Annotated in this window: 10 protein-coding genes; 2 read left to right on the forward strand and 8 right to left on the reverse strand. The window is 72.1% G+C overall.

Going from position 1 to position 14,969, the window contains the following annotated elements:
• Nucleotides 1-289: 289 nt before the first annotated feature.
• Nucleotides 290-3,511: a tetratricopeptide repeat protein gene (locus OG766_RS22510; protein WP_266382228.1), complete on the reverse strand. Its 3,222-nt coding sequence runs from the start codon at nucleotides 3,509-3,511 to the stop codon at nucleotides 290-292.
• 576 nt (nucleotides 3,512-4,087) lie between these two features.
• Between OG766_RS22510 and OG766_RS22515 the strand changes: the two genes are divergently transcribed.
• Nucleotides 4,088-6,121 (forward strand): thioredoxin domain-containing protein, encoded by a 2,034-nt coding sequence (locus OG766_RS22515; protein WP_328726059.1) that lies wholly within the window; start codon nucleotides 4,088-4,090, stop codon nucleotides 6,119-6,121.
• A 66-nt stretch (nucleotides 6,122-6,187) separates the two neighbouring features.
• Here the strand turns inward: OG766_RS22515 and OG766_RS22520 are convergent, their stop codons facing one another.
• Together OG766_RS22520 and trhA are read right to left on the reverse strand one after the other, a co-directional pair.
• On the reverse strand, nucleotides 6,188-6,817 hold the full coding sequence (locus tag OG766_RS22520) for a TetR/AcrR family transcriptional regulator (protein WP_443045523.1): 630 nt from the start codon (nucleotides 6,815-6,817) through the stop codon (nucleotides 6,188-6,190).
• A gap of 161 nt (nucleotides 6,818-6,978) precedes the next feature.
• On the reverse strand, nucleotides 6,979-7,656 hold the full coding sequence (gene trhA / locus OG766_RS22525) for a PAQR family membrane homeostasis protein TrhA (RefSeq protein ID WP_266382237.1): 678 nt from the start codon (nucleotides 7,654-7,656) through the stop codon (nucleotides 6,979-6,981).
• A 208-nt stretch (nucleotides 7,657-7,864) separates the two neighbouring features.
• Here trhA and OG766_RS22530 point away from each other — a divergent pair, with 208 nt between their 5' ends.
• Nucleotides 7,865-9,688 (forward strand): phosphoenolpyruvate carboxykinase (GTP), encoded by a 1,824-nt coding sequence (locus OG766_RS22530; protein ID WP_266382240.1) that lies wholly within the window; start codon nucleotides 7,865-7,867, stop codon nucleotides 9,686-9,688.
• Between the two features lie 185 nt (nucleotides 9,689-9,873).
• Here the strand turns inward: OG766_RS22530 and OG766_RS22535 are convergent, their stop codons facing one another.
• From OG766_RS22535 to OG766_RS22555, 5 genes are all read right to left on the reverse strand, one after another.
• On the reverse strand, nucleotides 9,874-10,494 hold the full coding sequence (locus tag OG766_RS22535) for a hypothetical protein (protein WP_266382243.1): 621 nt from the start codon (nucleotides 10,492-10,494) through the stop codon (nucleotides 9,874-9,876).
• Nucleotides 10,481-12,037: a substrate-binding and vWA domain-containing protein gene (locus OG766_RS22540; protein WP_266382246.1), complete on the reverse strand. Its 1,557-nt coding sequence runs from the start codon at nucleotides 12,035-12,037 to the stop codon at nucleotides 10,481-10,483. The genes OG766_RS22535 and OG766_RS22540 overlap by 14 nt, the downstream gene beginning before the upstream one ends.
• Nucleotides 12,034-13,218 carry a toxic anion resistance protein gene (locus tag OG766_RS22545; protein WP_266382249.1) on the reverse strand — a complete coding sequence of 395 codons (1,185 nt, stop codon included), beginning with the start codon at nucleotides 13,216-13,218 and terminating at the stop codon, nucleotides 12,034-12,036. Before OG766_RS22545 ends, OG766_RS22540 begins: the two co-directional genes overlap by 4 nt.
• Before the next feature lie 13 nt (nucleotides 13,219-13,231).
• Entirely contained in the window at nucleotides 13,232-14,335 is a 1,104-nt protein-coding gene (locus tag OG766_RS22550) for a hypothetical protein (RefSeq protein WP_266382251.1), read from the reverse strand.
• A gap of 173 nt (nucleotides 14,336-14,508) precedes the next feature.
• On the reverse strand, nucleotides 14,509-14,895 hold the full coding sequence (locus OG766_RS22555) for an SCO4983 family protein (RefSeq protein ID WP_266382254.1): 387 nt from the start codon (nucleotides 14,893-14,895) through the stop codon (nucleotides 14,509-14,511).
• Between the last annotated feature and the right edge of the window lie 74 nt (nucleotides 14,896-14,969).

Below are 14,969 nucleotides of genomic sequence, written 5' to 3' on the forward strand. Positions count from 1 at the left end.
CGCCTGCCGGGGCCTGTGCCGGACCTTCGTCTTCGGCCCGGCGTTGCTGCGGCCGTTGGCCGCGCCGGGACGTAGCGCTGCGACCATGGCCGCTACCGGACGCGGCCCGTATCTGACGGGGCCGGTACTGACCAGGCCACCGGGCCTGTACCGACATGGCCACGGGGCCTCTGCCGACCGGCCCGTGCCGGACGGGCTCCGAACGTCTCCCGTGCCGGACGAGCTGCGACCGTGGCCCGTGCCGGACGGGCTGCACCCTGGCCCGTACCGAGCCTGTCCCCCCGCGGTGTCAGGTCACCGGGACCCCCATCACCTCGCGTGCGTGGCGGCCCGGCGTCATCCCCAGCTGCCAGGCCTGCCAGCCGTCCTCCAGGCGTACTCCGCGCTCCAGGACCAGGGCGAAGGCCTCCGCGCAGTCCTCCAGCTTTCCGTCGCGGGCCGGGTGGGGGCCGCCGCGCAGGCCGGTCAGTTCCTCCTGGGCGACGACCGTGCCGATGTCCACACCTCCCGGTGAGGCGTACGGCAGCAGCGTGCAGCGCAGGAAACCGGCCCAGTCGCCGCCGCGGCGGTCGCCGTAGGAGGCGAACAGCGCGGCCGCCTCGTCACACAGGCCCAGTGCCTGGGCCGGGCGGTTGTTGCCGGCGTCGATGACGGCGAGTTCCAGGCAGGTCCAGGCCTCGCCGTGGGCCACGCCGATGCGCTGGAAGTCGGCGCGGGCGTCGACGAGGAGCTGACGGGCGAAGCCGGAGTTGCGGAGGTTGCCGGTCTGGGCCGCACGCTGGTCGCGGGTGGCGCGGCCCGAGTGGTGGCGGGCGCAGGCCAGCCCGTACACGTCCCGCATCCGGGAGAACATCGTGCGGGCCCGCTCCAGTTCACGCACCGCCTGGTCGCGGTCGCCCTGCTCCTCCAGCGCCTGGCCCAGGTAGTACAGGGTCCACGCCTCGCCGCGCGCGTCCTCGTTGTCGCGGTGCCGGGACAGGGCCTGGCGCAGCTCGTCGACCGCGGGTGACGGGTCGCCGTCCACCAGCCGGGCCCGGGCCAGCTGGGTCAGCGCCCACGCCTCGCCGCGCTCGTCCTGGGTGCGGCCGTACAGGTCGAGCGCCTCGCGCAGCGCGGACTCGGCGTCCGGCACCTGGCCCAGGCGCAGGTACACCTGGCCGAACTGGAAGCGGGACCAGGCCTCGCCGTGCAGCGACTCGCTGTCCTGGTGGAGCCGGACCGCGGTCGTCAGCAGGGTCATGGCCTCGGCGATGTTCGCCCGGTCCCGCTCCACCGCGGCCAGCGCGTGCAGGGTCCAGGCCCGGTCGGCGGCCAGTTCCTCGGACGACTGCAGCTCGATCGCCTCGCGCAGCTTCGCCGACGCCTCCGCGAGATTGCCCTGGTGGTGCAGCGTGATGCCGAGCGAGCACAGCGCACGGGCGGCACCCGCGTCGTGCTGTGCCTCGCGGTAGAGGTCCACCACGGACGACAGGGTGGTCCGCGCCTTGTCCAGCTCGCCGAGCTGGCGGGCGGCGATACCGGTGCGCCACTGGACCGAGCGGACCAGCAGGCCATGGTCGACGGCCTGTGTCAGCTCGTTGATCTCGCCGAGCCGGTAGAGGTCACCGCGCAGCAGGCAGTAGTCGCACAGCGCGCCCAGCAGATTCAGCACGGCCTGCTGGTCGACGCCCTCCGCGTGCCGCAGCGCCGCCGTGATGAAGCTCGACTCGTCGTCCAGCCAGCGCAGCGCCGCGTCCAGCGAGGTGAAGCCATGACCTCCGGCCGGGCCCTTCGCGAACGTGTCGGCGCGCGTCGACGTCTTCCCGTCGACCAGCCGGATCACCGAGTCGGCCAGTTCCGCGTAGCCGATGATCAGCCGCTCCTGCGCGGCCGTACGCTCCGACGGCTCCTCCTCGTCCAGCAGCCGCGCCAGCGCGAAGGCCCGTACGGCGTCGTGCAACCGGTAGCGCTCTCCACGCACATGGACCAGCAGCCCGGCCCGGGACAGCTCCAGCAGCAGTCGCAGGGCCTCCGTCTCGTCGGTGGCCAGCAGCGCCGAGGCCGCCGCCGCGCCGAGCGATGCCCGCCCCGCGAGCGCCAGCCGGCGCAACAGCCGGCGGGCCTGCTCGGGCTGGTCCGTGTAGCGCAGCCACAACACCCGCTCGACCGGCGCCACCGGCCCGTACGCGCCGAGGTCCAAGGCCAGGCCCTGGGGGGTCCGGGCGCCGAGCGAGGAGCCCGCGATGCGCAGCGCCAGCGGCAGCCCGCCGCACAGTTCGCGCACGTCGTCCATCGAGCGGGAGTCGTACGGGCCCTCCAGAGGTTCCTGCGCGGCCGCCGCGAGCAGCTCCTCCGCGCCCGCCCCGTCCAGCGCGTCCACCGGCAGCTGGTGCACCCACGCCGGAACGTCGTCCGGCAGGGTCAGCGGCTCGCGCGCGGTCACCAGCACCAGACTGTCCGAGCGCTCCGGGATCAGCGTCCGCACCTGCTCGGGGTCGCTCGCGTCGTCCAGGACGACCGTGACCGGCAGCCCGGTCAGGTACTGGTGGTACAGCTCGCCGAGCCGCCGCACCTGCTGTTCCGCCGACGACCGCTCGCGGAACAGCAGCTGCTCACGGGGTGCGCCGAGGCGGTTCAGCAGATGCAGCAGCGCGTCCCGGGTGGGCAGCGGCTGCTCGTCCGCCGAGCCGCCGCGCAGATCCACCAGGCATGCGCCCCGGAACTGGTCCTTCAGATGGTGCGCGGCCCGCACCGCGAGCGTTGTACGCCCCGACCCCGGCGCGCCGTGCAGCACCACCACCGTCGGCCTCGTCTCCGTCGAGGCCCGCGCCGCGTGCACCCACTGCGCGATCTGCGTCATCGCCTCCCGGCGGCCCGCGAACGGCCCAGCGGGCTCCGGCAGATGGCCGAACGACTGCTCCAGCACACTGCGCCGGCGCGCCGCCTGACTGCGGTCCGCCCCGCGCAGCGGCGGCCCCGACGGGGACTTCTTCACCGGGCGCGCCGTGGAGGCCGTCAGCATCCGCTGCTGGTCCAGGAACGGCCGGATGCCCCGTACCTCCACTGCCGTCAGCCACTGCAGTCGCAGCTGCTCGGGCCCGCCCGGCTGACCGAGCGCCCCGGCCCTGCGGTGTGCCGCCGGCCAGTGCGCCGCGGTCACCTTGAGCACGGTCGCGGCGGCCCCGGCCACGGCGACCACCGCACCGGCGCCGAGCGCCGTGCCGGTCGCCGTGCCCAGCGCCATGTCCGCACCGATCGCAGCCGCAGCCGCAACGGCAGCGACGAGCATCGGAGTGGACATGTCCTGCCGGCTGAACCGCTGGGCCAGCGACAGTCGTCCGGCCTCGGCCTCCTCCAGCGCGTGGAGGTAGGTCGTGTACTCCTCGTCCGCACTCGCCGCCAGCGTCTCCAGCGCCGCCCGCCCGCGCGCCAGCAGCGCCGCGGAGTCACTGCGCCCTCCCGAGCGGCGCACCTCCTCCTCGACGGCACGTACCAACAGCCGCTCGGCTTCCGCCCGATGGCTGTCCCGCATGTGGTCCCCCTCCGAGAGCTTCCGCTTCCGTGTCGGCGTCAAGTGTCCTGCGAGACGCGCGTGGACGCGAGGGAGTCCGGCGATCAAGCCCGTCCGGTATCGAGGGCGGGACGGCACCGCAGGAGGAGCCCGCTCACAGCATCACCCGAAAAGAGGGCGTTTGTCGGGAATGGCGGTGGGCAGTCGGTCGATAGCGGAGACAACGACAGGGAAGGGAGGTGTCGCTGCGACTCGCCGAAGTTCCCGTCGACGACTGGGAGGAGAGGACCTGGACCGTCATCTGCGGGGCGGCGGAGGGTGGTTGTTCCCGAATCGCCTGCTACGCCTCTTCCTGCCGGAACGCCACCCGGAAGCCGCCCGTCCCCCGACCGCCGGACCACGAGGGAGGTGACGATGCGCTGAACCAGTGAGCTGTCCGAAGTCCCGGAGCGGGGAGAGACCGTGTCTCTCCCCGCTCCGCCGTGCGGGGACCGTGTCGCCGAAGACCTGCCCGCCGCCGGCCCGCGGACCGTCGCCACGGCCGCCGCACGCGGGTGTGCGCGCGGCTTACGGGGCCGGGTGCGCGAGGATGGGGGCATGCCGAACCGCCTGGCCCAAGAGACGTCCCCCTATCTCCTCCAGCACGCCGACAACCCCGTCGCCTGGTGGCCCTGGTCCGCCGAGGCGTTCGAGGAGGCGCGCAAGCGCGGGGTGCCCGTGCTGCTCAGCGTCGGGTACAGCAGCTGCCACTGGTGTCATGTGATGGCGCACGAGTCCTTCGAGGACGACGACACCGCCGCGTATCTGAACGAGCACTTCGTCAACGTCAAGGTCGACCGCGAAGAGCGCCCCGACGTGGACGCCGTCTACATGGAGGCCGTGCAGGCCGCCACCGGGCAGGGCGGCTGGCCCATGACCGTGTTCCTGACGCCGGACGCCGAGCCGTTCTACTTCGGTACGTACTTCCCGCCGGCTCCGCGGCACGGCATGCCCTCGTTCCGGCAGGTCCTGGAGGGCGTCGCCGCCGCCTGGAGCGGGCGGCGTGACGAGGTCGCCGAGGTCGCGGGGAACATCGTCCGGGATCTGGCGGGGCGGTCGCTGGCCCTCGAGGGGCAGGGGCAGCCGGGCGAGGAGGAGCTCGCGCAGGCGCTGCTGGGGCTGACCAGGGAGTACGACGCGCGGCACGGCGGGTTCGGCGGGGCGCCGAAGTTCCCGCCGTCGATGGTCGTCGAGTTCCTGCTGCGGCACCACGCGCGCACCGGGGCCGAAGGGGCGCTGCAGATGGCCGCCGACACCTGTGAGGCGATGGCCAGGGGCGGGATCTACGACCAGCTCGGCGGCGGTTTCGCGCGGTACTCGGTGGACCGTGAGTGGGTGGTGCCGCACTTCGAGAAGATGCTGTACGACAACGCCCTGCTGTGCCGGGTGTACGCGCATGTGTGGCGGGTGACCGGCAGCGATCTGGCCCGCCGGGTCGCCCTGGAGACCGCGGACTTCATGGTGCGGGAGCTGCGCACGCCGGAGGGCGGGTTCGCCTCCGCGCTGGACGCGGACAGCGACGACGGCGCGGGGAAGCACGTGGAGGGCGCCTACTACGTGTGGACGCCGGCCCAGCTCACCGACGTGCTGGGCGAACAGGACGCGGAGTTCGCCGCGCGGTACTTCGGGGTGACCGAGGAGGGCACCTTCGAGGAGGGGGCCTCCGTGCTCCAACTGCCGCAGGACGCGGGAGTGGTGGACGCGGCCCGGGTCGCGTCCGTACGGGAGCGGCTGCTCGCCGCGCGGGAGCAGCGGCCGCGGCCTGGCCGGGACGACAAGATCGTCGCGGCGTGGAACGGGCTGGCGGTCGCCGCGCTCGCCGAGGTGGGCGGGTACTTCGACCGGCCGGATCTGGTCGAGCGGGCCACGGAGGCCGCCGATCTGCTCGTACGGCTGCACATGGACGCGGGCGCACGGCTGGCCCGCACCTCCAAGGACGGGCACACGGGCGCGAACGCCGGGGTGCTGGAGGACTACGCGAATGTCGCGGAGGGGTTCCTCGCGCTGGCGGCCGTCAGCGGCGAGGGCGCGTGGCTGGAGTTCGCGGGCTTCCTGCTGGACATCGTGCTGGATCAGTTCACCGGTCCCGAGGGGCAGTTGTACGACACCGCCCATGACGCCGAGCAGCTGATCAGGCGCCCGCAGGACCCGACCGACAACGCCGCGCCCTCCGGCTGGACGGCCGCCGCCGGCGCCCTGCTCTCGTATGCCGCGCACACCGGTTCCGAGGCCCATCGCACGGCCGCCGAGGGCGCGCTGGGTGTGGTGAAGGCGCTCGGCCCGCGTGCGCCGCGGTTCATCGGGTGGGGGCTGGCCGTGGCCGAGGCGCTGCTCGACGGTCCCCGGGAGGTGGCCGTGGTCGGGGCACCGGACGATCCGGAGACGCGGAAGCTGCACCGGGCCGCGCTGCTGGGGGCGGCGCCCGGGGCCGTGGTCGCCGCGGGGGAGCCGGACGGCGGTGAGTTTCCGCTGCTCGTGGACCGTCCGCTGGTGGACGGGCGGCCCGCGGCGTACGTCTGCCGGCACTTCGTCTGTGCCGCGCCCGTCACCGAGGTGGAGGATCTGCGGCGGGAGCTGACGCCGGGGCGGTGAGGAGACCGGTGAGGAAACCGGTGAGGAGACCGATGAGGAAAGCCGGGCGGCGCCGACGGGGCCTCGTCAGAGGCCCGGTCCGCCCTTGAGCGTGTCGAGGGTGCGGTTGACGAGCGCGACCAGATCGTCCTGCTGGTCGTGCTCGGCCCAGTAGAGCAGCGCCTCACGCAGCGCGCCCATGACCGAGGCGGCGAAGACCCGCACCTCCAGGTCGTCGGGGTCGCGTCCGGCGCGGTCGGCGAGCGGGCGGGCGAGCGACTGCGAGGTCTCGGCCATGGTCTCGGTCATCCGCGCCCGGAGGGCGGGGACTTCGGCCATGAGCTTCGTGCGCAGGTGCATCTCCTGCGGCTCGTTCTCGAGCATCCGGGAGACGGCGGCCGTGAGGATGGCGCGCAGGGAGTCCAGCGGCGGCTCGTCGACGGGCCTGGTCCGCAGCGCCCGCTCGATGGCCTCGTCGTACTCGTCGGCCAGGACGATGTCTTCCTTGCTGGGGAAGTAGCGGAAGACGGTGGAGGGGGAGACCTCTGCCGCCGCGGCGATCTGCTCGATGGTGGTCGCCTCGTAGCTCTGCTCGGCGATCAGCCGGTACATGGCACGGCGGATCGCTGTGCGTGTCTTGAGTTTCTTGCGCTCGCGCAGCCCCAGCGGGGGCCTGCGCTCTTCGAGCGGGGTGTGTGCGGCGGCCATGCGGCTCATTGTCGCCCGGATCGCCGTGGCCGTACGGTCCGCTGCGTCCTCTTCGTAAGAGTGGGTCTCAAATGAGAGTGACTCTCAAAAGCCATCGCGTGTCGATACGGCGGTCGTCGCGGCGAGAAGGCCCGTGGCGGCTGCCACGGGCCTTTTCGAGGGCGTGCGGGTCAGGCGTGCTGGTAGGCGACCAGCGAGATCCCGACGTAGTGGACGACGAAGGCCGCCAGCGTGAAGGAGTGGAAGACCTCGTGGAAGCCGAACCAGCGCGGTGACGGGTTCGGCTTCTTCATGCCGTAGATCACACCGCCCGCGCTGTAGAGCAGTCCGCCGATGATCACCAGCACGAGCACCGCGATGCCGCCGGTGCGCATGAAGTCGGGCAGGAAGAAGACCGCCGCCCAGCCCATCGCGATGTAGCACGGGGTGTAGAGCCAGCGCGGAGCGCCGACCCAGAACACCCGGAACGCTATTCCCGCAACCGCTGCCGCCCAGACCGCCCACAACAGCACTCGCCCGGTGGAGTCCGGGAGGAGCAGCAGGGTCAGCGGGGTATACGTACCGGCGATGATCAGGAAGATGTTCGCGTGATCGAGCCGACGGAGCACGGCTGTTGCGCGGGGTCCCCAGTTGCCCCGGTGGTAGAGCGCGCTCACGCCGAAGAGCAGGCAGGCGGTGAGTACGTAGATGCCGCACGCGATCCGGCCGCGCGTCGAGTCCGCGAGTGCCGTCAGAACGATTCCCGCGACGAGCACGGCGGGAAACATCCCCGCGTGCAGCCACCCCCGCAACCGCGGCTTCACCGGCGGTGGGTCGATCTCGGTCACGTCGGGCGAAGGTGCAGTCATGGCGGCATGCTACCTACGCGACCGTAGGTCGGGGTCCTGAGTGGCCATGCTCACGTGAGGGGTCCTCTGGACATATGGGCGGAGTGCACGGATGATCAGATGAGTGCGGTCGGCACCGGATGAGCGCCAACGAGATCGAAGCTGTGAAGCATCCGGGTCGCAGCCCCCACGGGGCAACCAATTACAAACCCCTCACTTAGGAGCAATCGTGGCGCGCGACATCGCGGCTCCCAGCACCGTCCCGACCAATCACCAGGAACTGATCGCCTGGGTCGACGAGATCGCAGCTCTGACGCAGCCGGACAGGGTGGTCTGGTGCGACGGGTCCGAGGCGGAGTACGAGCGGCTGTGCGAGGAGCTCGTCGCCAAGGGCACGTTCAGGAAGCTGGACCCGATCAAGCGCCCGAACTCGTACTACGCCGCGTCCGACCCGACCGATGTCGCCCGGGTCGAGGACCGCACCTTCATCTGCTCCGAGAAGGAGGAGGACGCCGGCCCGACGAACCACTGGAAGGCCCCCGCCGAGATGCGGGAGATCTTCTCCGGTGAGAAGGGAGTCTTCCGCGGCTCGATGAAGGGCCGGACGATGTACGTCGTCCCGTTCTGCATGGGCCCGCTCGGCTCGGACCTCTCCGCGATCGGCGTCGAGATCACCGACTCCGCCTACGTCGCGGTCTCCATGCGGACGATGACCCGCATGGGACAGCCCGTCCTCGACGAGCTGGGCAGCGACGGCTTCTTCGTGAAGGCCGTCCACACCCTGGGTGCGCCGCTGGAGCCCGGCCAGGAGGACGTGCCGTGGCCCTGCAACAGCACCAAGTACATCTCGCACTTCCCGGAGTCCCGCGAGATCTGGTCGTACGGCTCCGGCTACGGCGGCAACGCCCTCCTCGGCAAGAAGTGCTACGCCCTGCGCATCGCCTCCGTCATGGCCCGTGACGAGGGCTGGCTCGCCGAGCACATGCTCATCCTGAAGCTGACCCCGCCGCAGGGCGAGTCCAAGTACGTCGCCGCCGCCTTCCCCTCCGCCTGCGGCAAGACCAACCTCGCCATGCTGGAGCCCACCATCTCGGGCTGGACCGTCGAGACCATCGGCGACGACATCGCGTGGATGCGCTTCGGCGAGGACGGCCGGCTGTACGCGATCAACCCCGAGGCCGGTTTCTTCGGCGTCGCGCCCGGCACCGGTGAGCACACCAACGCCAACGCCATGAAGACCCTGTGGGGCAACGCGGTCTTCACCAACGTCGCCCTCACCGACGACAACGACATCTGGTGGGAGGGCATGACGGAGGAGACCCCCGCCCACCTGACCGACTGGAAGGGCAACGACTGGACCCCGGAGTCCGGCACCCCGGCGGCCCACCCGAACGCCCGCTTCACCGTCCCGGCCGCGCAGTGCCCGATCGCCGCGCCGGAGTGGGAGGACCCGAAGGGCGTGCCGATCTCGGCGATCCTCTTCGGCGGCCGCCGCGCCTCCGCCGTCCCGCTGGTCACCGAGTCCTTCACCTGGCAGCACGGTGTCTTCCTCGGCGCGAACGTCGCGTCCGAGAAGACCGCCGCCGCCGAGGGCAAGGTCGGCGAGCTGCGCCGCGACCCGTTCGCGATGCTGCCGTTCTGCGGCTACAACATGGGCGACTACATGGCCCACTGGATCAAGGTCGGCGCGAACGCGGACGCGGAGAAGCTGCCGAAGATCTACTACGTGAACTGGTTCCGCAAGAACGACGCGGGCAAGTTCGTGTGGCCGGGCTTCGGTGAGAACAGCCGCGTCCTGAAGTGGATCGTGGAGCGTCTGGAGGGCAAGGCCGAGGGCGTCGAGACCCCGATCGGCATCCTGCCGACGCGCGAGGCGCTCGACACCGACGGCCTGGAACTGGCCGACGAGGACCTGGACTTCCTGCTCAAGGTCGACGCGGACGTCTGGCGCGAGGAGGCCGCTCTGGTCCCCGAGCACCTCAACACCTTCGGTGACCACACCCCGAAGGAGCTGTGGGACGAGTACCGCTCGCTGGTGGCCCGACTGGGCTGAGCCGCGCCCGGTTTCCCGGCCGGGGCCCGCACCGTACAACGGCGTACGGAGCGGGCCCCGGCGCCCTTTCGCGTTCGGCCCTTTTCGCGTTCGCCCCTTCCTCGCGGTCGGCCCCTTCTTCGCCTTCGGCCCCCTCTTCGCGTTCCGCGAGGGAACGGCCGAGGAGCCCCCGGCGGGCGGCGCGGTCAGCGTCCCCGGTCCTCCAGGTACCGCGTGTGGGTCTGCTGCCGGCGCGCCTCCGCCTCCCGCAGCGCGGAGGCGATCGCCTCCGCCTCCCCGTGCAGCAGCCCCAACTGCCGATCCAGTTCACGCTCCGGCGGTGCCGCGCCCGGGTTGAGGCGGGTCCACCAGCGGGTGCGGGTGTAGGTGTCGACCGACTCGGGGATGTCCTGGCGGACCGTACGGGACAACGCGTGCACCGCCTCCGGGTCCAGGGCCAGAGCCTCCGCGACCCATCCGGGTTCCAGCAGCGCCGCCAGCAGGGCGTCCAGCTCGGTGAGCCGGCCGGCCGCGGCGGGCGGCAGGTCGACCGCCGCCAGATACTCCCGCAGCCGGCCGAAGTCGCCGCGGAGTTCGTCGAGCTGCTCGGCGGGCTCCGCGAAGCCGGGCGCCCGCGGCCGCTCGGGCGGCGCGATCAGCGCGCCCGCGGCGTACAGCCCGGCGACGACGACCGGCCAGTAGGCGCCCGCGACACCCGCGAAGGTCAGCCCGAGACCGGCCAGCCCGCAGGCGCTGCCCGTCAGGTTCTTCCTGGACTCGAGGAAGCCGAGCACCCTGCCGGGCGCCCCGCTGTCACTGGTAGCCACGGATCTCCTCGAAAGCACCGTCCAGGGACCCCTTCTGCGCGTCGAACAGCCGCCCGCCCGTCAGTTCCGCGATCCGGGTCAGCTCCCCGCGGTCGGAGTCGCCGAAGAGAATCGGGAACACGGGCGTGTGCCGCTGCGCGGCCGGCAGGGCCCGGTAGTAGGACTCGAACATCCCGGCCGAGGCACCCGTCGTGTTCTCGCCGTCCGTCATCAGCACAACGGAGGTGAACGTGTCACCGGAGGGCCCGCGGCCCAGATACGCGTACGCGTCCCGCAGACTGCTGAAGATCGCCGTCTCGCCGTCCGCCGAGAGCCCTTCCGCGTCCTTGCGGATCGCGTTGCGGCCCGTGTCCGGGTCCGCCGGGTCGAGCGTGTGCGTCAGCTGCGCCTTGACCTGGGAGCCGAACGGCATCAGCGTCACCTCCTCCCGGTTCCGGAAGTCCCCGGTCAGCTCCGTGAGCGCCTTCTTCAGCCTCTCGATCCGGTCACCGGCCATGGACCCGGAGGTGTCGAGGACGTACACCGTGCGCGAGGGCCTGCGGAGCGTGTTCTCGTACGCCTCCAGGAGTCCGTCCGCGACGGACCGGCTGCCGGGGAAGGGGAGTTCGCGCCGCTGGTCGGTGGCGAGGCCGGCCGCCGGCCGTACGGACGGGACGACCGGCCGCCGGAACGTCTTCTCGGTGATGGCCCGCTGCGCCTTCGGCCCGCGCAGGTACTCGGTCAGCCTCCGGCCCGACTCCCGGGCCTCGCGCGGCGCGGAGGTGAGCAGCGTCAAGGGATAGTCCGCCGTCACCACCCCGTCCTTGGGCCGGATCACGGTCAGTCCGGTGGACATCAGCACCGACTCGTAGTTGACGATCGCGTCGACCGTCCCGCGCCGCTTGTACGCGGAGGCCAGCCAGCCGGAGGAACCGGAGGTCAGCTTCTGCCCGGCGAAGAACTCCTTGAGCCTCGGCGTCGCCTCGGCGACATCGGCGTCGCTGAGCGCGGACTGGGCTCCGGACAGCCCCGAGGCCACCGAGACCAGCGCGGAGAAGCCCGAGTTGGACCGCTCCGGGTCGGTCATGCCGTACGTCAGTTTCCCGTCGGCGACGGCCCGGTGCAGCTGGGACCAGGTGACGGAGGCCGGCTGCCAGCCGAGCCGGCGGACCGTCTGCGGCTTCACGCCGATCGCGACCGGCGACGTCATGATGGGCGTCTCGCTGCTGATCCGCCCCGCGCTCCCGGGCCGCAGCCGCAGATAGTCGTTGGACGAGAGCCAGACGGCGTCGTAACGCCCGTCCGTACGGCCCGACATGATCTGCTCGACGGCGTCCAGCGTCCCGGTCCAGGTCGGGCGCACGGTCACCCCGGTCTCCTTCGCGGCGGCGTCGAGCACGGGCTTCATGTCGCTCAGCTCGCTGCTGGCGAGCACCCGGAGCGTGCCGGTGCGGTACGCGTCGTCCGGGCCCGCGGCGGGCTTCGCGCCCGGCTCGGTGCACCCGGCGGCGCCGGCCACGAGGAGGGCGGCGAGCGCGGCCCCGATCACGGTGCGCGGTCTCATGCCTGCCCGCCTTCCAGCGCGTTCGCCGAGCGCGTGCGCGCCAGGTGCGCGCTCGCCGCCTGGAGTTCCGTCGTCAGGGACTCCACCGTCGCCGCCATCGACTCGGTCGCCTGGACCTTGTACGTGTCGATCGCGTCCAGCGTCCGGTAGATCTGCTGGAAAGCGGCCCGGAGGGTCTCGGCGCCGACCGCGGGGTCCGCGGCGATGCGCTGGATCTCGCCGCTCTGGCCGGCGAGCATCTCGGCGTTGCCGCGGATCAGGTCCTCCGTGGTCGCGCGCAGCGTGTTGACCTGCTCGGTCACCTTGCGCTGGTTCTCCAGCGCGGAGGACAGCATCACCGCGATCCGCAGCGCGGACACGGTCGTCGTCGCGGCCCGGTCGACGCCCTTGATGAGCTCCTCGTTGTTGCGGCGGACGACGTCCATCGCGAGGTAGCCCTGTGCGCACACCGCGAGCTGGGTGAGCAGGTCCTGGTGCTTCTGTCGGACGGGGAAGAGGACGTCGGCGCGCAGCGCGTCCGCCTGGGCCGGGTCGGCGGTCGCGCCGATGCGCTGTTCGACGGCCGCGTCGAGGGCCTCGGTGAGGACCGCGTACTCCTGGAGCTTGCCCATCGTCTCCCAGAGCCGCGTGCGTTCGGTGTGCAGGGCCGCGTTGTCGCGGCGCAGTTCGTCCTGGCCGCCGCGCAGGGCGCCCACGATCCTGTTCAGCGTGGCCTGTGAGGAGGCGTACTTGGCGACGTGGTCGCGGAACCTGTTCCCGCCGGGCAGCCGGGACAGGAACTTCCGCGCCCCCTTGCCCGGCGTCTCGCGCGGGTCCAGGTCCTCCACGGTCCGCCGCAGTTCGACGAGCGAGGAGGCGACCCGTGCCTGGGCGTCCTGGCCGCCGCCGGCGTCGGTGAGCGAGCGGACCGTGCGGTCGAGCATCCGGTTGGACTGCTGGGCCGCGCCGCGGATCTCCCCGGCGCCGAGCCCCGCGATCTCGCCGATGCGGTGCGCGAACTCGGGGGAGCGGGCGTCGAGCCCGGACAGCGACCCCACGTACTCGCCCGCGCGGCGGGTCATCTCCTCCCGTACGGAGTCGTCGAGCGGTACGAGCCCTGCCGCCTGCTCGCTGCGCACCGGCGCCACGGACTCCGGCGGGGTCAGGACCAGCGCGTCACCGCTGTTGCTGTTGTCGGTCATCTGTGAACTCCCCCTACGACCGGGCCCGCTGCGCCATCGCGTGCAGCACCGCGGAGGTGGGCACGGGCGCCTGGCGGACCCCGGTCAGCTTCTGGTTGAGGTACGCGGTGTGCGGCGCGGTGGCCGAGACGAACTCGGCCGCGGCGCCCTGCGGCCGGAAGCCGTGGCGTACCGCCAGCTCCCGCAGCCGCCTGTCGGTGCCGAGCAGTTCGCCCAGCCGCCGTCCCTCCGTGGTGAGGGGTACGAGCGTGTGGTCGCTGGAGACGGTGGTGTCCGGGTACAGCACCACCAGGTCCCCGACGTCCTGCTTCTGCAGCAGCAGCGAGGCGACCTGTGACTCGTAGACGAGCACCAGAGGGTTGCCGACACCGCTGATGAAGTCGCGGAAGGGCGCGTCGGAGTTGGTCTGCTGGGCGCCCTGTACGGCGATGAGCTTCTTCATCAGCGGCGCGGTGCGCGCGACGGCGGCGTCGTCGGTGGCGACCTTTCCGCCGTCGGCCACGTACGAGGCCGCGGCCAGATACAGCGCGCCCGAGCTGGACGCGACCGGATCGGTGCTGGTGATGAACACCGTCCCGCCCAGCTCGGCGTGGGCCGTGGCCCCCTTGAGCTGCTGCCAGGTCCGGTCGGCCTTCGCCGCGTCCAGATACGGGCCCATGCGCAGGGTCCCGGAGGACTTCCCGCCGAGGGTGGCCAGTCCGTTGCCGGCGAGCACCTCGGCGGCGCCCCGGTGCGCGACCACGACGAGCGGCGAGTAGAAGGGCCGTGGCGGCGCGCCCTGGATCGTCGACTTCTTCCGCAGCCCGTCGGCGGGTGCCTTGGCGGAGGGGAAGGCGAAGTCGTAGTCCGCCAGCGGAAGGTGCTCCATGTCCCAGGAGCCGGACGTTTCCGTCTTCACGGTGAGGCCCTTGGCAGCCAGGGCCTTCACCACCTCGGGATCGGCGAAGAACTCCGCCTTCTCCGATCCGATCACTCCTCGCACGGTCTTCGTTGCCGTGCCCGGGTCCTGACTGTCTCGGCCTGCGACGACGGCGACTGCCACACCGCCGATCAGCAGCACCGCCAGGACGATTCCCACGATGCGTCTCACGGCTGCAGCGTGCTCGCGGAATCCCACATTCCAGGCGGAGTTGGGTGTACGTGGAGTGAAGCGCCGGTCGCAGTACGCCGACGGGCCCGAGGTGTGCCCACGGGCGGGGGACCCCCGGGACGGGTGTGTCCCAAAGGGCCGGGGGTTTCAGAAGGTGGCACCCGGGCCGCGCGCCTCCTCGGCACGCGGACCGGGGCCGGTCAGGAGGCGCCGACCAGCTGCGTGTCGCGCAGGGCGGCGGTGTGGGCGTCCATGCACTGGGCGGCGAGGATCGCGGCCGCGGTGTCGGCGCGCGAGGCGGCGACGACCAGGGCGCGTCCGGCGAGGGCGAGGGCGCGGCGGTGCAGGGCGGCCGGATCGGCGCCGCTCAGTCCTGCGTGGCGCACGGGCGGGGCACCGCGCAGCCGGGCGACCTGCTCGGCGATGCGCCGGGCCTGGGCGTCGAGCCCCAGCTCGTCGGTCGTGGCGAGCAGCGCGGCGAGATGGCCGGCGAGCTGGATGTCCAGCTCCTCCTCGCGGCTGCGGTGCGGGAAGTCGGTCTCGCATGCCGACGAGTGCACCGACTTGGAGCGGATCGGTTCGTACATGGGACGGCCTCCTGCAGTAGCTCTGCGGCCATCCTAGCTTAGATCCGGTCTAAAGTTGAGTGGAGTCCGAAAGT

The sequence above is a fragment of the Streptomyces sp. NBC_00259 genome (assembly GCF_036181745.1).
Taxonomy (GTDB): domain Bacteria; phylum Actinomycetota; class Actinomycetes; order Streptomycetales; family Streptomycetaceae; genus Streptomyces; species Streptomyces pratisoli.